This window comes from Chromohalobacter israelensis DSM 3043, assembly GCF_000055785.1.
In the GTDB taxonomy this organism is placed as follows: Bacteria; Pseudomonadota; Gammaproteobacteria; order Pseudomonadales; family Halomonadaceae; genus Chromohalobacter; species Chromohalobacter israelensis.
This window is the reverse complement of sequence record NC_007963.1, coordinates 2,831,119-2,850,469: the sequence shown is the minus strand read 5'-3', so window position 1 is coordinate 2,850,469 and position 19,351 is coordinate 2,831,119. Positions and strand designations below refer to the sequence as shown.

At 64.8% G+C, this 19,351-nt stretch carries 18 protein-coding genes; 13 read left to right on the top strand and 5 right to left on the bottom strand.

Features of this window, described 5'->3' with window-relative positions; all coding sequences use genetic code 11:
- Positions 1–111: 111 nt before the first annotated feature.
- A complete protein-coding gene (locus CSAL_RS12875) occupies positions 112–1,821 on the top strand; it encodes an HD domain-containing phosphohydrolase (protein WP_187290063.1) in 1,710 nt (569 codons plus the stop codon).
- Here the strand turns inward: CSAL_RS12875 and CSAL_RS12870 are convergent.
- The gene (locus tag CSAL_RS12870; RefSeq protein WP_011507833.1) at positions 1,787–2,842 is read right to left on the bottom strand and encodes a helix-turn-helix domain-containing protein; all 1,056 of its coding nucleotides are present in this window, start codon (positions 2,840–2,842) and stop codon (positions 1,787–1,789) included. The genes CSAL_RS12875 and CSAL_RS12870 overlap by 35 nt on opposite strands.
- A 97-nt stretch (positions 2,843–2,939) precedes the next feature.
- Here CSAL_RS12870 and CSAL_RS12865 point away from each other — a divergent pair, with 97 nt between their 5' ends.
- The 8 genes from CSAL_RS12865 to CSAL_RS12835 all read left to right on the top strand — a co-directional run bounded on the left by CSAL_RS12865 (position 2,940) and on the right by CSAL_RS12835 (position 10,786).
- Positions 2,940–5,189: a TonB-dependent siderophore receptor gene (locus tag CSAL_RS12865; protein WP_244846389.1), complete on the top strand. Its 2,250-nt coding sequence runs from the start codon at positions 2,940–2,942 to the stop codon at positions 5,187–5,189.
- 46 nt (positions 5,190–5,235) lie between these two features.
- Positions 5,236–6,117, top strand: a complete 882-nt coding sequence (locus tag CSAL_RS12860) for an alpha/beta hydrolase (protein ID WP_050934536.1) — start codon at positions 5,236–5,238, stop codon at positions 6,115–6,117.
- 68 nt (positions 6,118–6,185) lie between these two features.
- Complete coding sequence (locus tag CSAL_RS12855; RefSeq protein ID WP_011507830.1) at positions 6,186–7,232, top strand: M4 family metallopeptidase; 1,047 nt, start codon at positions 6,186–6,188, stop codon at positions 7,230–7,232.
- The gene (locus CSAL_RS12850; protein ID WP_011507829.1) at positions 7,229–7,579 is read left to right on the top strand and encodes a protealysin inhibitor emfourin; all 351 of its coding nucleotides are present in this window, start codon (positions 7,229–7,231) and stop codon (positions 7,577–7,579) included. The genes CSAL_RS12855 and CSAL_RS12850 overlap by 4 nt, the downstream gene beginning before the upstream one ends.
- A gap of 174 nt (positions 7,580–7,753) precedes the next feature.
- A complete protein-coding gene (locus tag CSAL_RS17620) occupies positions 7,754–7,927 on the top strand; it encodes a hypothetical protein (protein ID WP_156961567.1) in 174 nt (57 codons plus the stop codon).
- Positions 7,928–7,940: 13 nt separating this feature from the next.
- Positions 7,941–9,656, top strand: a complete 1,716-nt coding sequence (gene leuA / locus CSAL_RS12845) for a 2-isopropylmalate synthase (protein ID WP_011507828.1) — start codon at positions 7,941–7,943, stop codon at positions 9,654–9,656.
- A gap of 7 nt (positions 9,657–9,663) precedes the next feature.
- Positions 9,664–10,125, top strand: coding sequence for a DUF3465 domain-containing protein (locus CSAL_RS12840; RefSeq protein ID WP_011507827.1), 462 nt, complete (start codon positions 9,664–9,666; stop codon positions 10,123–10,125).
- A 70-nt stretch (positions 10,126–10,195) separates the two neighbouring features.
- On the top strand, positions 10,196–10,786 hold the full coding sequence (locus tag CSAL_RS12835) for a DUF4202 domain-containing protein (protein ID WP_011507826.1): 591 nt from the start codon (positions 10,196–10,198) through the stop codon (positions 10,784–10,786).
- A gap of 13 nt (positions 10,787–10,799) precedes the next feature.
- Here CSAL_RS12835 and epmB read toward each other — a convergent pair whose 3' ends face one another.
- Positions 10,800–11,870, bottom strand: coding sequence for an EF-P beta-lysylation protein EpmB (epmB, locus tag CSAL_RS12830; protein ID WP_011507825.1), 1,071 nt, complete (start codon positions 11,868–11,870; stop codon positions 10,800–10,802).
- Between the two features lie 110 nt (positions 11,871–11,980).
- Between epmB and efp the strand changes: the two genes are divergently transcribed.
- Positions 11,981–12,547 (top strand): elongation factor P, encoded by a 567-nt coding sequence (efp, locus tag CSAL_RS12825; protein WP_011507824.1) that lies wholly within the window; start codon positions 11,981–11,983, stop codon positions 12,545–12,547.
- A gap of 108 nt (positions 12,548–12,655) precedes the next feature.
- Positions 12,656–13,630 (top strand): EF-P lysine aminoacylase EpmA, encoded by a 975-nt coding sequence (gene epmA, locus CSAL_RS12820; protein ID WP_011507823.1) that lies wholly within the window; start codon positions 12,656–12,658, stop codon positions 13,628–13,630.
- 130 nt (positions 13,631–13,760) lie between these two features.
- Here the strand turns inward: epmA and asd are convergent, their stop codons facing one another.
- Both asd and CSAL_RS12810 read right to left on the bottom strand, forming a co-directional pair.
- Positions 13,761–14,564: an archaetidylserine decarboxylase gene (gene asd, locus CSAL_RS12815; protein WP_043559561.1), complete on the bottom strand. Its 804-nt coding sequence runs from the start codon at positions 14,562–14,564 to the stop codon at positions 13,761–13,763.
- Positions 14,565–14,711: 147 nt separating this feature from the next.
- Positions 14,712–15,542, bottom strand: a complete 831-nt coding sequence (locus CSAL_RS12810) for a sulfurtransferase (RefSeq protein WP_011507821.1) — start codon at positions 15,540–15,542, stop codon at positions 14,712–14,714.
- Between the two features lie 166 nt (positions 15,543–15,708).
- Between CSAL_RS12810 and CSAL_RS12805 the strand changes: the two genes are divergently transcribed.
- Entirely contained in the window at positions 15,709–17,043 is a 1,335-nt protein-coding gene (locus CSAL_RS12805) for an NCS2 family permease (protein ID WP_011507820.1), read from the top strand.
- Between the two features lie 64 nt (positions 17,044–17,107).
- Here the strand turns inward: CSAL_RS12805 and CSAL_RS12800 are convergent, their stop codons facing one another.
- Complete coding sequence (locus tag CSAL_RS12800) at positions 17,108–18,598, bottom strand: RimK family alpha-L-glutamate ligase (protein WP_011507819.1); 1,491 nt, start codon at positions 18,596–18,598, stop codon at positions 17,108–17,110.
- A 184-nt stretch (positions 18,599–18,782) separates the two neighbouring features.
- On the opposite strand from CSAL_RS12800, the gene CSAL_RS12795 reads away from it, so the two are divergent.
- A complete protein-coding gene (locus CSAL_RS12795; RefSeq protein WP_011507818.1) occupies positions 18,783–19,349 on the top strand; it encodes a GNAT family N-acetyltransferase in 567 nt (188 codons plus the stop codon).
- Positions 19,350–19,351 lie beyond the last annotated feature (2 nt).

Below are 19,351 nucleotides of genomic sequence, written 5' to 3'. Positions count from 1 at the left end.
CCAAGACGGCCGATAGCGGGTTACGTATCTTTACACGTGCACGCACGACGCGCCATGTCCGCTGTGCGTGCCACGCCCCATTCAAGCCCTGACCTTTCGGATCCTGTCTCGATGTCATCACCCGAGTCCGCAATCCTAGACGTGACGCATCCCGGCGAGCTGCTGGGCCTGCTCGAGGCTTTCACGCACCCGGGAGGCGCAAGCCTTTGTTTCGAGACGGGCGATGGCACGCCGTGGCCGGTGGTGGTCATGGAAGTCGAGCAGGATGTCTCGCTGTGTCTGGACGTATCGGCGGTGCGCGACATCGTGCCGCGCCTGAGGCGTGACGAGCCGTTTCATCTGATGGGACAGGTCAATGGTGCGGTGGTCACCACCCAGACGCTCGAGATCCAGGAGTGGCGAGAGCTCGGTGAGCGCCTGCAGGTCATCTGCGCATATCCGCAGGCGGCATCGGTGCTGCACCGGCGCAGTAGCTTTCGTGCCGAACTGCGTGCGGACATGAACGTCATGGCCACCCTGAGAGTGGCGGGCCAGGATACGCCCTTCGAAGGGAGACTCGGCAACCTGTCCATGGGCGGATGCCTGCTGGAACTGCCGCTGTCCGCAGCGGCGGCGCTCAAGCCCGAGCAGGTCGTCGATAGCATCCGTCTGGCGTTTCCCAATCAGCGCCACTTCGAGCTGCCGGCCTGTGTCCGCCATGTGCGCACCGACGAAGGCTGGACGAAGGCCCTGGTGGGCTGCGAATTCACCGACCTGACGCCGGCCATGGAGCGCCTGCTGTGGTATTGCGTGACGGAGACCGAGCGCGAGAGCGCACGCAACGTGATGCATGAGGGACGGCCCCTGGCGCCTTCATCATTGTTTCAACCGCCTGGCGAGGTGCGCCGGGATATTTCGCGTCGGCGGCAAGCGAAGTCGCGGCCGGGAGGCGCGATGGCGGTCAGGTTGCAGAAGGTTGCCGACTATCTGAATGCGCAACTGGTGCAGCTGAAGAGTGGCGAGCCGGTGGCGGCGTCCCAGCTGTCGCGCAATACCGATACGCTGTTGACCCTGTGGGAGCAGGATCGTCAGGCCCTGCTGTATGCCGTGGCGTGTCTGCGGGACGAGTCGAGCCTGGTTCAGCACAGCCTGGCGGTGGCCGTGCGCATGCTCGATCTGGGACAGTCGCGTCGTCTGGCCCCCGAGCGTCTCAAGGCCGTGGTGGCCTGTGCGCTGATCCATGACCTCGGCAAGGGGCTGCTGCCGGATCGCTTGCTGCGTGACGAGGCGCTGGATGCCGAGGAGCAGGTGCAGCTGCATCGCCACGTCGAGTTGATACTCGAGCGTCTCGGCGAGTGCCGCTGGCTGGATGCCGACGTCGCGGCCCAGGTGATCGGCATGGCCAACGAGCGTTTCGATGGCAGCGGCTATCCCGCCAGACTCGAGGGAGAAGCGTTGCCGACCCTGGCGCGCATGATGGCGGTGGTCGATGTCGCCGATGTCATGACTCGCCCGCGGCCGGGGCGTGCCGCCTGGACGCAGCGCGATGTCTATCGCCACCTGTTCACGCATTCCGACGCCTTCGACAACACCTGGGTACAGCGCTATATCCGCCGCTTCGGAGTGGCGCCCATCGGTTCCCTGGCGTTGTACGCCAACGGGGCGCTGGCATGGGTCAAGCATCACGACGCGCGCGGCAATCCCGACGCGGTGCACGTCGTGCTCAATACCCGCAACCCCAAGCGCCGGCTCGACCAGCCGTTGAGCGGTCCCGACCTCGATCAGCTGGGAGCACTGAAGGAGACCGTCAACTCCGCCCGCTACCGCCTGATGCCACCTTGAGCAGGCGAGTTTCTTCTTGGCTTGTCTGAGGTCCTCGACGCAGGTCGCCGGGCCGTGCTCCAAATTCGCGCTTGAAGGCCGTGGCGAAGTTGGCGGCGTTGGTATAGCCGGCCAGAATGGCTGCAGCTTCGACACTGATGGCTTCATTGCGCAGTGCCGCCAAGGCTGTTTCGAGGCGACGACGTCGAAGGAAGCGTCCCAGTGGTTTGCCGTAACAGGCGAGGAATCGTCGTTGCAGACTGCTCAGGCTCATACCCAGACGCCGGGCCAGTTCTTCCTGCCCCAGACGATGGGCTTCGCCGCTCTCGACTAGCGTCATCAAGCGTTGCAGTCGACGGTCTGTCGGGTAGTGTTCTCTTTCCTCGTCATGTTTCTGCCCCTCCCGATCGTGTCCGAGAGCGGCCAATGCTTCACCGGCCATCGCCATAGCACAGCCGCTCAGTTGCAGGCGATGGGCATCATCCCGGCTGTACAGGAAGCGCTCGTCGAACAACCGTTCGGCGAGTCTCAGCAGTCCCGGCGATGGCGACCAGCGGACCAGCTGCGCTGTGTGACTCGAGGTAATCGAGTAGCCGTGTCGTAACAGCCAGTCCGGTGTGAGGGTTAGGGTCAGGGTCCGCTCGTGGCCGCCGATACGTCCCCGTCGAGCGAAGCGAGTGGCTTCGGGAAGCCTGGCCAGCAGTCCGGTGCTCGGCGCCGACAGCCCTAGCGACACTGCCTGATCGCCATAGCTCACGCGAGCCTCGCCGGCGACGACCAGGGCGATCTTGACCCCCGCCGGTAGTAAGGCACGGGTGACCAGATCGTAACGATCACTGACATCGGCCAAGCGCAGCTGCATGCCTGGCTGGAGCTCGGCGAGTTGCATGCGTCCGTCGAGCAGGGCCGAGCGTCGGTCCCAGTTCGGTGCATCGAGGGCCTGTCGCGTGACCAGCGATGCCGATAGCCGTCGCAATTCCTTGGCTTCGATCTCGTGCTTGCCCGACTCAGGCATGAGGCGATGCGCCACTACCGCTGTCATCGCAAAAGGTTCCCCTCACTTTGATCAAGATGGAAAGCCGTTTTTGCAAAGCGATCCGCTGTCCTCGCAAAGGCGGTCGTTGCTGCCAGGTGAGATAATGCTGATTCTTCATCGTAATTGCAATGAATTCTCATTTATGTTGATGCCTGTTGGACAGGCACAGGGTACGACAGCAAGGGAACACGATATGGCAACTCATAAACGCACGACGTATTGGGCGGTCGCGGCTGTCGGGGGGCTGACCAGCCTCCTGAACGTGCATCAGCTCGCACTGGCTCAAGAAGTGGATTCCTCGAACCGGCTGAACACCATTACCGTCGAGGGAAATCGCCTCTACGAGATGCTCTCATCCGAGATGACCGGTGGGTATACCGTCGATGCAGCGACTGTGGGCACCAAGATACCGGCCTCGCTACGCGATATCCCACAGTCGGTCTCGGTGATCACGCGCGAGGCCATTGAAGATCAGAACTTTCAGACCCTCGATGAACTAGGGCGTCGCACGCCGGGTATGCGCGTACTTAGCAATGACAATGGCCGCTCATCGATTTACGCCCGCGGTTATGAGTACGATGAATACAATATTGACGGCTTACCTGCGCCGATGACCAGCATTAATGGTTCGGTGCCGTCGCTGGCCGCATTCGACAGGGTAGAAATCATGCGTGGCCCATCGGGGCTGTTCAACAGCACCAGCGAGATGGGGGGTGTCGTGAACCTGGTGCGCAAGCGTCCTACCCGCGAATTCCAGGGGCACGTCAGCGGCAGTCTGGGGAGCGTCGGTCAGCGTAACCTGCAGACTGACCTGTCAGGACCGATCGACGCCGAAGGTCGTGCGCGCGGCCGTTTGGTCATCGATCATACTGGGCACCCCGAGTTCGTCGATCATAACGACAACGAACAGAACGATATCTATGCGGCGCTGGACATCGACCTCGACGCGTCGACCACGCTGGGGCTTGGCTTCCTCCACAGCAATAAAGACATCGTCGTCAACAACGGGCAGCCGGTGGATAGCGACGGCGACTTGCTCTATGGCCGTCGTTCGGCGTTCTACGGCGCCGAATGGAACAACTTCGAAAGTCGCTCCAACGACTGGATCGCCGAGCTGACGCACCGCTTCGCCAATGGCGGTTACGGGCGTGTCGCGACACGTTATTCCGATCGCCACGCCGATTACAATTATGCCTTTGGCGGCAGCTCGCTGGATGACGACGGTACCCTGTCGGTCGCCGGGACCGCTGCGCACGTCGATCAGCAGGCACTTTCCTTGGATGCCAGTTACAGCCAGCCGTTCTCGGTCTTTGGCAATGTCAGCGAGTTCGTCATCGGTAGCGACTACAAGCACTACGCAACCGACACCGAGTCAGGGCGCTCGCGCGGCTTGACCTCCGATCCCGTAACCCTCGACGAACTCAATGGCCTTGCTTACGTCGATATCCTGGCCAGCGCTCGTGCCAGCGGTCGTGGCTATAGCCACAGCGAAACCACGCTCGAGGAGACCGGCGTCTATTCCAAGCTGACGCTGCGTCCCGTGCAGTCGCTGGCACTGATCGCCGGGGGGCGGGCGAGCCGTTACGACGTCGATTATGCCGATCGCGTTGCCGACGACCGTCAGAGCCGTAGCGATACCGAGTTCACGCCCTATGCCGGATTGGTCTACGATGTTGACGCCCATCACTCGCTCTACGCCAGTTACTCCCAGGTCTTCAAGCCTCAGACTAGTTACGATGCCGACGGTGACTTGCTCAAGCCCCGAGAAGGCGAGCAATACGAGGCAGGTATAAAGGGCAGCTATTTCGGCGGTGATCTCAACGCCCGAATCAGTGCCTTCCGCCTCTACGACGAGAACCGCGCCGCGTCGCCCGCCGACCCCGGAGCCTCCTATTCCGAGGCGGTGGGCAAGATGCGCATCCAAGGGACCGAATTCGAGGTCACCGGCGGTTTGACCGATCAATGGGATGTCATCGCCGGTTACACTTACATGGATACCGAGGTGCAGGAAGCCTCCACGACGCGCGACGACGGGATCTTCCTGCTGATGCCGCGCAACATCGTCAACATCTGGACCCAGTATGGCTTTGTGGGCGGGTCGCTGGACGGCCTGCACATTGGCGGCGGGGTGACCGCGATGAGTGACTTCAACTCCAGTAGTGGTGTAGAGGCGCCGGGCTACGCGGTCGTCGATGCCATGCTCGGTTACGACTTCACGTCGCATGTCAGCGGTCAGTTGAACTTCAACAATATCCTGGATCGCGAGTACTACAACCGTGTCGGCGGCGTGAACACCTTCAACATGGTCGGTGCCCCTTCGAACGTGGTCGCCTCGCTGCGTTATGATTTCTAATGTATTACGTCTCTGTATCTACGGCTGCCTGTTTTGGACAGCTGTCTTGCAGGCGACCTTTGCGGCTGCCGAGGTGCCGAGCGTGACCGTCGATTCCGTGATCCTGCCGAATAGTCAGCAATGGGCCATGCATGGCGACGCTACCGGACGCGACTACCTCATTCAGGTCTCTGTGCCCGACGCGCCGCCGCCGGCCGGCGGCTATCCGGTACTCTACGTGCTTGATGGCAATGCGCGTTTTCCGCTGGCGGTGGTGGGACGCGACAGCCTGACGCTACAGGGGCCGGATGGTGGCACCAGTCCCTGGTTGATCGTTGGCATCGGCTATCCCGATACCCGTCGTTTCAATGGTTCTGCACGCAGCGAGGACTACACCCCGGCCGTATCGAACATGCCAGCGATCGATTCGCGAGGTCGGCCTGTGGGCGGTGCGGAATGTTTTCAGGTTTTTCTTCACGATCAACTTCTACCACGGATTGCCGCGCGCTTCGATGTCGACTCATCGCGTCGAGCACTGCTGGGCCACTCCTACGGTGGTCTGTTCGCGTTGTATACTGCGCTGACCCGACCGCAGCTTTTCAGCGATTACATCGCCATCAGCCCATCGCTGTGGTGGGGCCATGGCTTCATGTATGAGCTGCCCTCGGTACCGGACAGCGTAAATGCCCGTGTATTGCTGGGCGCTGGCGATCAGGAACGGGGGCATAGGCCGGCATTCGCGCAGACATCCGGTGCCCGGTCCAATGCTTTGCCGACGATGTGCGACAATGTCGCTTGCTTTGCTCAATGGCTGAAGTCGCACCATCCTCATTGGGTCGTCAAGCACCAGACGTTCACTGGCTCCGACCATGGTAATGTCATGTGGCCGGCGGTGCGGGCGCTATGGCGATTTCTGGACAAAAGTCGGCTTGACAAATCGGAACAGTGACGTGGCGGCGGTAAGAGTTGGATTGGACCACACTCATGGATATGTTTCGATTCGCTGGAGGTGATTGAATGGCGTCTTCACGAAGGGCGACGTTTTCCGGTTTCATGCCGCCGCACGTGCTCGATCGAATCGCGGTGCAGGGTACCGAGCGCCAGCGGCGGTGTGCTCAGCAGACGTTGCAGGCCGACCAGTGGTTTCGTCTACGGGCCTCGCCGCCGCCAGCGCGCGACGCGGCGCGGGCCGTCGCCGGGCGGCCCGACCGCCGCATCCATTCCGCCGACCACGAACAGACGCTGCCCGGCCGTCTGGTGCGGGAAGAAGGCCAGGCCGCGCATGGGGATGCGGCCGTCGACGAGGCCTATGAGTGGCTGGGTGCGACCTACCGGTTCTACTGGGAGGTCTTCGGGCGCGACTCCATCGACGATCGAGGCATGCCGCTGATCGGCACCGTGCATTACGGCCGCGATTACGACAACGCCTTCTGGAACGGTGCGCAGATGGTCTTCGGTGACGGCGACGGCGACCTGTTTCGGCGGTTCACGGCGGCGCCGGAAGTCGTCGCGCACGAGCTGACCCACGGTGTGATCGAGCGCGATGTGGGGCTGGTCTACGCCGGCCAGTCCGGGGCGCTCAACGAGTCCCTGGCCGATGTCTTCGGGGTGGTGGTCAAGCAGTACCATGCCGGCCAGACGGCGCAGGAAGCGGACTGGCTCATCGGCGCGGCGTTGTTGACCGACCGGGTGCAAGGCCGTGCACTACGCTCCATGGAAGCGCCGGGGACGGCATACGATGACCCCGTGCTGGGACGCGATCCGCAACCGGGCCACATGCGCGATTTCGTCGACACGCAGGCCGACAACGGGGGCGTTCACATCAATTCCGGCATACCCAACCGGGCCTTTTACCTGGCGGCGGTGGCCCTGGAGGCGCCGGCGTGGGAGAGCGTCGCGCCCGTGTGGTATGCGGCGATGCGCGATGACGCCCTGAGCCGGGAATCGGATTTCGCGGCTTTCGCGGCACTCACCGTGGCGCATGCCCGGCGCCAGCATGGAGAGGGAAGTCGCGAGGCGCGTGCGGTGGATGACGCCTGGCGCGAGGTGGGCGTCGTCTCATGAGCCGCGTCGACGTGCCGTCGCTGTCGCACGACATGCGCCTGGCGATCAGTCGCGAGGGCGGCTTTGCCTATCTGCCGGGACTGGCCGCCCCGCGCGAGATCGAGTGCGAGCGGCTCTCGGATGACGAATGCGCCCGGCTCGGCGAGTGGCTTAGCAGGCTGGCGAATGTTCCCGAGGCGTCGACCACCGGGGCCGATCGTCGCTGCTTCCGGTTGACGCTGAGCTCGCGACGCACCGGCGAGGCCTGCTGGCAGCGTCGGCTGGACGAGCCATGTGCGCCGGCCTGGCTGGTACGCCTGTGGCGCGATGGCGAGCGCGCGCTCGACGAGGACGACCCGGCGACGTAAGGTCGGGTTGACACGCCGTGCATGCAGCTGTTTAGTTAACTACATGATGACTTTCGACATGCGACTGCCACGTCTGGACCTACGACTTACCATCGGCCCATGAGCCGACGGGATGCCCCGCGCATTGTCACCCTTCCGGTACAGTGACCCCGGTCCAACGAAGAAAAATCCGCCATGTCGAACACCGCCACCGCCCCGAATGTTTACCGCGCCTTTTCCGTGCGTTCGCCCATGTCCGGCGATGCCGTCCGCGCGTCGATTCACCGCCTCACCGCGCCCCGCGAAGCCTTCGAGCCGCGGGGCGTCGTCGTGTTTGGGCGGGGCGATTTCCACAACGCCTATCGCTGAAGGAGGCAACGCCATGATGCTCCAGGACCCTTCCACCAAATATCGCCCCTTCGAGGCCGTCGACCTGCCCGACCGTCAATGGCCGGCGCAGCGGATAACGCATCCGCCCGTGTGGTGCAGCGTGGACATGCGCGACGGCAACCAGGCGCTGATCGACCCCATGGACCTCGAACGCAAGCGGCGGTTTTTCGACCTGCTGGTCAAGACCGGCTTCAAGCAGATCGAGGTCGGTTTTCCCTCGGCCTCGCAGATCGACTTCGATTACGTGCGCGAGCTGATCGAGGACGATGCGATCCCCGACGACGTGACCATCCAGGTGCTGACCCAGGCGCGGCCGCATCTCATCGAGCGCACCTTCGAAGCGCTGGAAGGCGTCAAGCGCGCCATCGTGCATGTCTACAACGCCACCGATCCGGTGTTTCGGCGCGTGGTGTTCGGCGTCGACAAGGCCGAATGCATCAAGATCGCCACCGACGCCACGACACAGATCAAGGACATGATGGCGGCACGCCCGAATACCGACTGGACCTTTCAGTACTCGCCGGAACTCTTCACGTCGACCGAGCTGGATTTCGCCGTGGATATCGTCGATGCCGTCAGCGAGGTCTATGCACCGACACCGGCCAAGCCGATGATCGTCAACCTGCCGGCGACGGTGGAGATCGCCACGCCCAACCATTATGCCGACCAGATCGAGTGGTTCTGCCGTCATGTGGCGCGGCGCGACAGCCTGGTGGTGAGCGTCCATCCCCACAACGACCGCGGCACCGGGGTGGCGGCGGCGGAGCTGGCGTTGATGGCCGGCGCCGACCGTGTGGAAGGCACGCTGTTCGGCAACGGCGAACGTACCGGCAACGTGGATATCGTCACCCTGGCGATGAACATGTATACCCAGGGCGTGCATCCGCAGCTCGACTTTTCCAACATCACGCCGCTGATGCGCGAGGTGGAGCACTGCAACCAGTTGCCGGTGCATCCTCGCCACCCGTATGTCGGTGACCTGGTGTTCACGGCGTTCTCGGGCTCGCATCAGGATGCCATCAAGAAGGGCATGGCCGAGCGCCGCGACAATCCCGACAGCCTTTGGGGCGTGCCGTATCTGCCCATCGACCCGCTCGACGTGGGGCGTTCCTACGAGGCGGTGATCCGCGTCAACAGCCAGTCGGGCAAGGGCGGGGTGTCCTACCTGCTGGAGCAGGAGCACGGCATCGAGTTGCCGCGTCGTCTGTCCATCGAGTTCAGCCAGGTGGTGCAGACGGTGGCCGAGCGTACCGGGCGCGAGATCACCTCCCAGATGATCTATCGCACCTTCGAGGATGAATACCTCACCAGCCGCGACCCCTATGCGCTGATCAATCATCGCCTGAGCTCGGACGACGATAGCCCGCGCGTACGCCTCGACGCCCAGATCGACGAGCAGGGCGAGCGCCGCCATGTCACCGGCGAGGGCAACGGTCCGCTGGCCGCCTTCATCAAGGCGCTGGCGGCACATGGACTGGACGTCGAGATCATCGATTATCACGAGCACTCGCGCGGCCAGGGGGCGGATGCCGAGGCGGTGGCCTATGTCGAGGTGCGTGTCGAGCAGACGCCGGTGTTCGGGGTCGGTGTCGACGAGAGCATCACCAGCGCCTCCATGAAGGCGGTACTCGGCGCGCTGAATCGCCACTGGCGTACTCAGCAGGCGCCGGCGCCCAACGTCACCGCCGAGACGCTCGGCGAGGCCTGAGGTCGGCATGGGCATGCGTCGCCGTGCACTCCTGCTCAGCCTGACGTTCGCGGTGGCGGTGCTCGTGCTGGCCGGGGCGCTGGCGGTCCTGGCGCCCTCGGGGGCGGCCCCCTCGGCCGGCGAGGGGGCGCGCTCGGGCGTCGTGACGCTGCGCGAGGCCTATCGGGAGCACCGCAGCGGGCTGCAGGTCGAGGCGCGCGGCGAGGTGATTCGCCTCTTGCCGGACGACGACGATGGCAGCCGCCATCAGCGCTTCATCCTGCGCCTGTCGAGCGGCCAGACCGTGCTCATCGCCCACAACATCGACCTGGCGCCCCGGCTGGAGGGATTGCGCCCCGGGGAGACGGTCGCCTTCTTCGGCGAGTACGAATGGAACCCCGAGGGCGGCGTCGTGCACTGGACGCATCACGACCCCGGCGGCGACCATCCCAGCGGGTGGCTCGAGTACCAGGGACGGCGCTATCACTGAACGTCGCGATTTCCCGCCTGCCAGGCAGTGGCGTAGGCTGGGGCGATGCATGAACCGCAAGGAGACGAACATGCCCGAGCATTCCCACTTCCAGCACGCTCTCGAGGCCCTGGACGCCGCGCATGCCGAGGACCCGCGACGCGAGGTGACCGATACCGGCGAGGTGGCCGCCGAGCTGCTGTACGCCCAGCGCATGAGCGAGTGGCTGGCGCGTGTCGCCCCGCATGCGTCGGAACCGCTGCAACTGGCGGTACGCGCCCAGCATCTGCGCCGCTGGGAAGTGCCGCGCGGTGACTACCCGCAGGATCGTCCCGGCTATCTGGCCTGGCGCCGCGATCTGGGGCGCCGCCAAGCGGCGTTGGCCGAGACGATCGTGCGCGAGGCGGGATACGACGCGGCAGCGGTACAGCACGTGGGCGCCTTGATCCGCAAGGAGAACCTCAAGCGCGATGCGGACACCCAGGCGCTGGAGGATACCGCCTGTCTGGTCTTCATGGCCCATTACTTCAGCGATTTCGCCCGCGAGCACGATGACGACAAGCTGGTGCGCATCGTCGCCAAGACCTGGCGCAAGATGTCGCCGCGCGGACACGAGCTGGCATCAGCGCTGACGCTGCCCGAGCGGGAACGCGAGCTCGTGGCGCGCGCCCTGTCGGCGTGAGGCCATCGAGAACCTAGGCCAGTGGCGTCTTGCTGGCCTCCCCGGGAACCTCGCGCACCAGACGCGGCATCAAAAAACCGGCGAGCTGGGTGCGCAGGGTTTCGACCAGCGACACCGCCTCGGCATCGGGGACGTCGAAATGCGCGGCGCCCTCGACCGGGTCGAGCACGTGCAGGTAATACGGCAGGATGCCGACCTCGAAGAGCCGCTCTGAGAGCCGGGCGAGCGTCTCGACATCGTCGTTGACGCCTCGCAGCAGTACGCTCTGGTTGAGCAGCGTGACGCCGGCGCCGCGCAAGCGCTGCATGGCGTCGGCGACCCCGGCGTCGATTTCGTTGGGATGGTTGATGTGTACCACCATCACCGTCTGCAGCCGGGTGGCGGCCAGCCAGTCGAGCAGGGGACTGTCGACGCGGTCGGGAATCACCACCGGCAGGCGCGTGTGCAGGCGCAGGCGCTTGAGGTGCGGTATGTCCGCCAGGCGCTCGGCCAGCCAGGCCAGGCGACGGTCGGGCGAGGCCAGGGGGTCGCCGCCGGAGAAGATGGCCTCGTTGATCGAGGTGTCCTGACGCAGATAGTCGAGCGTGGTCTCCCACTGCCCGCGCGAGGGCGAGTTCTCGGCGTAGGGAAAGTGGCGGCGAAAGCAGTAGCGGCAGTTGATGGCGCACGCCGGGCTGGCGATCAACAGCACCCGGTTGCGATACTTGTGGATCAGCCCCGGCCGGGGACGGTGCTCGGCTTCCTCCAGGGGATCGCCGACGAACCCTGCGACAGGCTCGCTCTCCCGGTCGAGAGGCAGCACCTGGCGCAGCAGGGGGTCGTCGGGGTCGCCCGGGCGGATGCGCGCCAGATAGGCGTGCGGGACGCGTACGGGAAACAGGGCATGGCCCGTCTCGGCGCCTCCGAGCCAGGCCGTGTCGAGGTCGAGGCGTCGACATAGCTCATGCGGGTCGCGCACCGCGTCGCGCAGCTGGGCCTGCCAATCCTGACGATGCTGACGCGGCGTCAGCGGGACGGCCTCCGAGGCGGGATCGTCTGGCGAGGTGCTGTCGCTCTGCAAAGCAGCGGATGTTCGGGTTATCATGGGCGGCTATTTCCTATGGGCCTCGTGATGGCGGTGGCGTCACCCCATGACGAGGCGCATCGAGCAATCTCCGTAGCGCACGCTACGGCGCATGCAACTAGCGAGGCATCATGGCGACGTATTCTACCAATGAATTCAAGGGCGGTCTGAAAGTCATGCTCGACGGGGATCCGTGCAGCATCCTCGAGAACGAGTTCGTCAAGCCGGGCAAGGGCCAGGCATTCAGCCGCGTCAAGCTACGCAACCTGATCACGGGGCGTGTCTGGGAGCGCACCTTCAAGTCCGGCGAGTCGCTGGAAGGTGCCGATGTGCTGGAGCTGGACATGGAGTACCTCTACAGCGACGGCGACATGTGGCACTTCATGCGCACCGACGGTTCCTTCGAACAGTACGCCGTCGACAAGAAGGCCATGGGCGACGTCGAGAAATGGCTCAAGGAGCAGGTCGTCTACACCGTGACGCTGTGGAACGACAACGCCATCGCCGTATCGGCACCCAACTTCATCGAGCTGGAAGTGGTCGAGACCGACCCCGGCCTCAAGGGCGACACAGCACAGGGCGGCTCCAAGCCGGCCACGCTGTCCTCCGGCGCGGTGGTGCGCGTCCCGTTGTTCATCAACGAAGGCGAAGTGCTCAAGGTCGACACCCGGACGGGCGAATACGTTTCGCGGGCCTGACGGCGCGCTGCCGGAGCCGGCGCGCTCCGAGCAACGTCCGTCCTGTGAAAGTTTCGTGATGACAGGCCACGCTTCGGCGTGGCTTTGTCGTTTCCAAAGGAGCGTTTGATGACCACCGAATGGCAGCCCACGGCGAGTATCGAGACACTGCGCGAGCGGGCGCGGCTCTTGGCGCGGGTGCGAGCGTTCTTCGCCGAGCGCGATGTGCTGGAGGTGGAAACGCCGGTGCTGGGGCACGGCGGCAGTACCGATGCGCACCTCGACTCGCTCGCGCTGACGGCGACGACGCCGCAGGGCCGCGAGCGGCTCTGGCTGCAGACCTCGCCGGAATTCCACATGAAGCGGCTGCTGGCGGCGGGGAGCGGGCCGGTCTTTCAACTGGCGCGCAGTTTCCGCGACGGTGAGGTGGGGCGTCGCCACAATCTCGAGTTCACCATGCTCGAATGGTATCGGCCGGGCGTCACGCTGGATGAGTTGATCGCCGAAGGCGATGCGCTGATCCGTCATGTCTTGCCGGGCGACCCGGGCCCCTTGCGCCGTCGTCGCTATCGCGAGCTGTTCCGCGAGGCGCTGGATCTCGATCCGTTCACGGCACCGCTCGAGGCATTGCGTGCGCGTGCCGAAACGATCGGGGGGCTATCCATGCGCGATGCCGACCGCGATGGGTGTCTGGACCTGCTGATGAGCCTGGCGATCGAGCCGCAGCTGGGGCAGGGCGGTATCGATGTCGTGGTCGATTATCCCGCCTCGCAGGCCGCGCTGGCCCGCAAGCATCGCGATCCCGAGGATGGGGTGGAGGTCGCGGCGCGCTTCGAGATCTATCTCGGCGGGCTCGAGCTCGCCAACGGCTACGACGAACTCACCGATGCCGCCGAGCAGGCCGCTCGCTTCGAGACCGACAACCGCCAGCGTCAGGCGCTGGGCAAGCCCCATGTCGATATCGACCGGCATCTGCTCGCGGCGCTCACGGCCGGCATGCCTTCCGGCAGCGGGGTGGCGCTGGGCATGGATCGCTTGATCCAGCTGGCGCTGGGCAAGGAAAGCGTGGCGGAGGTGATGGCGTTTGCCACGCCGCGTTGCTAGCGCCGAGCCCAGCCTGGCGGAGCCAGCCCCAGCGGGGGCGCTGTAAACCTTCCCCGGGCGCTACTTTTCCATCCCCGGCTAAAAGCCCCTCGCTTCGCCTTGCCCGGCGACTCTATCCTGGCCGAGGCGCTCAGGAAGCGAGGGACTGCCCCATGTTGACCACCAGGCCGTCGGTGCAGACATCGCGAAATGCGACGTCGTGGCCGAAGCACATCACCACGGTGGAGCCGAGCTTGAAGCGACCCATTTCCTGACCCTTCTCGATCACGATGGGCTCGTCGAAACGTGTCGTCTGGACACGTCCGCTGAGCGGGGTGACCTGACCCGCCCATACCGTTTCGATGGCGGCGACGATCATCGCGCCGACCAGCACCATCGCCAGCGGACCGTGTTCGGTGTCGAACAGGCAGACCAGACGCTCGTTGCGGGCGAAGAGCCCCGGCACGTGGTTGGCGGTGGCTTGATTGACCGAGAACAACCGCCCCGGCACATAGACCATTTCGCGCAGGGTGCCGGTGACGGGCATGTGCACGCGGTGATAGTCGCGCGGGGACAGGTAGACGGTGGCGAAGCTGCCCTCCCGGAACGGCGCGGCGCGGGCGGCGTCACCGCCGAGCAGGGCGTTCAGCGAGTAGGTATGCCCCTTGGCCTGGACCAGGGTGTCCTGGCGTATGGCGCCGAACTGCGAGAGCGTGCCGTCGGCCGGCGAGACCACGCCCTCGCCGATGGGCCGGGCATCCGCGCGCAACGCCCGGGTGAAGAAGTCGTTGAAACAGGCGTAAGCCTCGGGGTCGCTTTCGAGCGCCTGGCTCATGTCGACATCGAAGGTACGAATGAAACGCCGAATCGCCCAGTCCTTGAGCCATGGCGTACGGCTCTCGGCGAGCTTGCCCACCCCACGCGAGATCAGGTGGTGGGGAAGGGGGTACTGCATTCTGGCGAAGAGTTCGTCGCGATCCACGGGCGTATCCACGGCAACGGAAGAGGACCCGCCACCTTAGTCGCAGCGGCGGGGCGTCGCAATACTTCGTTGACGGCGACGAGAGGATCGAACGCGCGTCCCTCGTCCAGTCACCGAGGCTCAGCGCTCGATGGGCGTGTCGTCGCGGTTGCCCCATTCCTGCCAGGAGCCGGGATAGGCACGCATCTTCTCGAAGCCCAGGGCCTTGCCGACCAGCCAGGTGAAGCCGCTGCGGTGGTGGCTCTGGCAGTGGGTGACGATCTCCATGTCCGGGGTCAGGCCCAGCGCGTCGAGTTCGGTGATCAGTTCGGCATAGTCGCGGATGCGCAGGTCGCGCTGGCGGTCCATCGCCTCGGTCCATTCCATGTTGACGGCCCGCGGGATGTGGCCGAGATGCCGGTTCTGGCCCTTTTCGCCCCGGTATTCGGCCGGTGAGCGGGCGTCCCATACCGCCAACTGGACCTCGTCGAGGCGTTGGAGCAGCTCGTCGCGCTCGATCATGACGCCGGGGTTGCGAATCTCCGCCCGGTAGTCGCTGGGCTGCGGCTGATGCGGCTCGCGGGATTGCGTCAGGCCGGCCGCGCGCCAGGCGTGAATGCCGCCGTTGAGGTAGGAATACCGGGTATGCCCGATGAGCTCCAGCGTCCACAGCAGGCGTCCGGCCCAGCCGCCGCCTTCATCGTCATAGGCCACGACGTGCGTATCGCGGGTCAGGCCGAGTTCGGAAAACAGCGCCGAGAGGGCGTCTTCATCGGGCACGTCGTTGGGTACCGGGCCATCGCCCGCCAGCAGGCGTCGATGATCGAGAAAGATGGCGCCGGGGACATGCCCCGTCGTGTAGCTCTCCGCCTTGAGCGGCACATCGACGATCAACAGGTCGGGGGCGTCTAGATGCTCGGCGAGCTGTTCGGGCTCGACGATCAGCGGCAACAGATTGTCTTCGGAACTCATGGTCTTCTCCCACGGGTAACGTTGGGCGCGTGAATGCTGACCAGAGCATGGCACAAGCAGCGAGGCTTGTGCAGCCAATCCCGGCCACCGGGGGTGAGCGTGGCGGCCGGGATTGGCTATACTGCGCGGCGTCCCATCCCAACCCAACTTGTGTGGAGAATCCGACGTGCTCGAACGACTTTTCGGCATCCGGGCCCAGGGCAGCACCCCGCGTACCGAGATCCTGGCGGGGATCGCGACCTTTCTGGCCTCGATGTACATCATCGTCGTCAATCCGACGGTGCTCAGCGATGCCGGCGTGCCCTTTTCCAGTGCCTTGACCGCGACCGTGCTGGTCAGCTTCTTCGGCAGTGTGATGATGGGGCTCTACGCCAAGAACCCGATTCTGGTGGCCCCCGGCATGGGCATCAACGCGTTGTTCGCCTACACCATGGTGCTGGGAGCGGGCATGGAATGGCAGACTGCGCTGGGCTGCGTGTTCTGGGCGGGGGTGATCTTCGCGTTGCTGGCCGCCTTCAATGCCCGCCAGTGGGTGATCGATGCGATTCCGGCGCAGCTGCGTTACGCCATCGCCTGCGGCATCGGCCTCTTCATCACCACCATCGGGCTGGTCAATGCGCAGTTCCTCGAGCCCAACCCGGTCACCGTGGTCGGCATGGCCTCTCTCGACCCGGTGCTGGTGACCTTTCTGATCGGCTTTGCGGTCACCGCCTGGCTGGTGGTGCGTAACGTCCCCGGCGCGCTGATTCTGGGCATCGTCTTCACCACCTTGGCCAGCGTGCCGATCGGACGCTGGTGGGGCGATGGCAGCCGCTATTTTCCCGAGGAGCTGGCGACGCCGACGCTGGTCAACTTCAACGGCGTCTTTTCGATGCCGGATCTCAGTGGTCTGATGGCACTCGATCTGTGGGGCTCGCTGTCGGTGGCATATTGGCCGTTCATCTTCGTGCTGCTGTTCACGACCTTCTTCGACGCACTGTCCACCTTCATGGGAGTCTCCGAGGCGGGCAACCTGAAGGATGCCGATGGCAACCCGCGCAACATTCGGCGCTCGATGATCGTCGATGCCAGCGCCGCGTTGATCTCGGGGCCGCTGGGTACCAGCCCGGCCAACGCCTATGTGGAGTCCGCCGCGGGGATCAGTCAGGGCGGTCGTACGGGGCTCGTCGCGGTAGTGGTGGCGGTGCTGTTCCTGCCGTTCCTGTTCCTGTCGCCGCTGCTGTCGCTGGTGCCGGCGATTGCCACGGCGCCGGCCTTGATCCTGGTGGGCGTGTTCATGATGGACCCCATCCGGAATATCCATTGGCATCAGTTCGACGATGCGATCCCGGCCTTCGTGGCCATGGTGCTGATTCCCTTCACCTATTCGATCACGCATGGCATCGCGTTCGGTTTCCTGGCCTTCGTGATCGTCAAGCTGGCGGTGGGCAAGACCCAGGAAATCAAGCCCACCATGTGGGTGTTGTTCGCCCTCTCGCTGTTGCTGCTGCTCGAAGGCTGAGGCGTCGCCGGTCAGGGCGCCGCTCGCGAGTCGCGCCTGCCTGACCGGCGGCCAGCGGGGCGAATCAGCGCGGCAATGCCGCGTGGCGCTCCATCCGTTTCAGAAAGACGTCCATCACCCGCGCATAGAGCGCGGCGCCCAGGTGGGCGTCCTCGACCCCGGCATCCAGATTGGGATTGTCGTTGACCTCGATGACCACGACGCGCTCGCCGATCTGCTTGAGGTCGACGCCGTAGAGGCCGTCGCCGATCAGCCGCGTCGCCTTCAGCGCGGCCTTGATCACCGCCTTGGGCACCTCCGCGGGAGGATGCGTGGTGAAGCCGCCACTGCGGACCTTTTGCCGGGAGTGGTCGTAGATCTGCCAATGCCCGCGCGCCATGTAATAGCGGCTGGCAAACAGCACCTCGCCATCCAGGATGCCGACCCGCCAGTCGAAATCGGTGGGCAGCCACTCCTGCAGCAACAGCAAGGCGGACGACGCGAACAGACGCGAGGCCTCCTGCCTGAGCTCGTCGAGCGAGTTGATCTTGACCACGCCCTTCGAAAAGGCCCCGTCGGGGATCTTGAGCACCATGGGAAATTCGAGTTCGGCGATCTTGCGCGGCAGGTTCGCCAGGTCGTCGCGGCTGAGCAATAGCCCCTCCGGGGCGGGAACGCCGCGTGCCGCGAGCAAGGCATGCAGATAGACCTTGTTGGTGCAGCGCAGTATCGATTGCGGGTCGTCGATCACCACCAGGCCTTCGTGCTCGGCGCGCTTGGCCATGCGGTAGGTGTGATGGTCGAGTCGGGTGGTCTCGCGGATGAACAGCGCATCGAACTCGGCCAGACGGCCCTCATCCTTGCGGGTGATCAGGCTGACGTCGATGCCGCGCTGTCGGCCGGCGCGGATGAACTGCTTGAGCGCACTCTTGTTGCTGGGCGGCAGCGCCTCCTTCGGATCGATCAGAATCGCCAGGTCGAAACGGTAGCGACGCCGCGCCTTGGGCGTGCGCCAGACCTTGCGCGAGTGACGGTTCAGGGCGGCCGCGAAACGATCCTGCTCGCCGCCCTGCAAGGACGTGAGCGCCAGGGGCTTGAGCCGGGTCAGCCGCCATGTGCCATGACGCTTCTGGAACTTGGCTTCCAGCAAGGGACACGGCAGACGCTCGAAGAGGCGTCGCGCCAAGCGGCCGAGCCCGTCGTGCTCGCATTCGCCGAACAGCAACGTCAGGTGCAGCGTTTCGCCCACCAGCGCACCGCGTCTTTCGAGGTCGCGCATCATCGGCTCGAGCGATTCGAGTTGCAGGTCGATCAGCGCCTTGCGCGACAGCTGGTTGAGCGTCTCCACCGATGGCAGGACGCGTTGGCCGCGGGCCTGGGCAAGCAGCGACACGTAGTAGCCGGTCTCCAGATAATCGAGACCGCGGCACAGGTTGATGACGTGCGTCGCGTCGCGCGTCTTGTCCGGTGTCGCCGACGCCTGGGCCAGGAAGTCGGCGGCGCTGATCAGGTCTTCGGTGGGATAATAGGGGGACCAGTCGTCGAGGCGGTCGACGACGATGCGCAGACGGGACATGAACCTTCCTCGCAAGGGGAAAAGGAACGGCGACGGGCGTCGATCGCCCTGTCGAAAACCCGCCTAGAATGCGCAGTGGCCTGCCCGCAAAACAATAGCCCCATCTTGAAATAATTTCATGCCGAGGGCACGTGACAGACGTCGTGGCGCTACTCACAATCCGCGCAAACAGGGAGACTTCAGCATGCTTTTCTCGCTGCGGCCCGCCGTCGTCGCCGACCTCGATGCCCTGTGTCATCTCGAGGCGACGTGCTTCGACGGCGATCGCTTCACACGCCGCCAATTGGGTTACCTTCTCGCCCGTGCCAATGCCCATACGCTCGTTGCCGTGTCCACCGAAAACGAGCGTGCCGTGGGGTACGCGACACTGTTATTCCGGCGCAACAGCCAGACCGCACGCCTGTACTCTTTCTGCGTGAGCCAGGAAGCGCGCGGCGGCGGGGTGGGGCGTGCGCTCCTCGAAGCGCTCGAGCGCGAGGCCAGCCGGCGCGGCCTGACCCGCATGCAACTGGAGGTGCGCGCAGACAACCGCGTGGCACTGGGGTTGTATCGACGCATGGGCTTCTCGCCGCTGCGCTGGCTGGAAGAGTACTACGTCGACGGCTGCGCGGCCTGGCAGATGGACAAGGCATTGCCCGCGACGGGGCGAGATGCGACGACACCGGACACGCCGGTAGAAGGGCAAAGCCAGGACGGAGACTGCCGGGAGCATGCTAGAATCGCGCCCGATCTTAGCCCAGCGAGGAAGTGAAC

Bases quoted from the DNA above. Each gene is read 5' to 3' on its own strand.
- CSAL_RS12865 (WP_244846389.1), top strand. From the start codon at position 2,940: ATGCTGATTCTTCATCGTAATTGCAATGAATTCTCATTTATGTTGATG.
- CSAL_RS12835 (WP_011507826.1), top strand. From the start codon at position 10,196: ATGCCCGAGCATTCCCACTTCCAGCACGCTCTCGAGGCCCTGGACGCC.
- efp (WP_011507824.1), top strand. From the start codon at position 11,981: ATGGCGACGTATTCTACCAATGAATTCAAGGGCGGTCTGAAAGTCATG.
- CSAL_RS12840 (WP_011507827.1), top strand. From the start codon at position 9,664: ATGGGCATGCGTCGCCGTGCACTCCTGCTCAGCCTGACGTTCGCGGTG.
- CSAL_RS12850 (WP_011507829.1), top strand. From the start codon at position 7,229: ATGAGCCGCGTCGACGTGCCGTCGCTGTCGCACGACATGCGCCTGGCG.
- CSAL_RS12795 (WP_011507818.1), top strand. From the start codon at position 18,783: ATGCTTTTCTCGCTGCGGCCCGCCGTCGTCGCCGACCTCGATGCCCTG.
- leuA (WP_011507828.1), top strand. From the start codon at position 7,941: ATGATGCTCCAGGACCCTTCCACCAAATATCGCCCCTTCGAGGCCGTC.
- CSAL_RS12870 (WP_011507833.1), bottom strand. From the start codon at position 2,842: ATGACAGCGGTAGTGGCGCATCGCCTCATGCCTGAGTCGGGCAAGCAC.
- CSAL_RS12855 (WP_011507830.1), top strand. From the start codon at position 6,186: ATGGCGTCTTCACGAAGGGCGACGTTTTCCGGTTTCATGCCGCCGCAC.
- CSAL_RS12810 (WP_011507821.1), bottom strand. From the start codon at position 15,542: ATGAGTTCCGAAGACAATCTGTTGCCGCTGATCGTCGAGCCCGAACAG.
- CSAL_RS12875 (WP_187290063.1), top strand. From the start codon at position 112: ATGTCATCACCCGAGTCCGCAATCCTAGACGTGACGCATCCCGGCGAG.
- CSAL_RS12800 (WP_011507819.1), bottom strand. From the start codon at position 18,598: ATGTCCCGTCTGCGCATCGTCGTCGACCGCCTCGACGACTGGTCCCCC.
- epmB (WP_011507825.1), bottom strand. From the start codon at position 11,870: ATGATAACCCGAACATCCGCTGCTTTGCAGAGCGACAGCACCTCGCCA.
- CSAL_RS17620 (WP_156961567.1), top strand. From the start codon at position 7,754: ATGTCGAACACCGCCACCGCCCCGAATGTTTACCGCGCCTTTTCCGTG.
- epmA (WP_011507823.1), top strand. From the start codon at position 12,656: ATGACCACCGAATGGCAGCCCACGGCGAGTATCGAGACACTGCGCGAG.
- asd (WP_043559561.1), bottom strand. From the start codon at position 14,564: ATGCAGTACCCCCTTCCCCACCACCTGATCTCGCGTGGGGTGGGCAAG.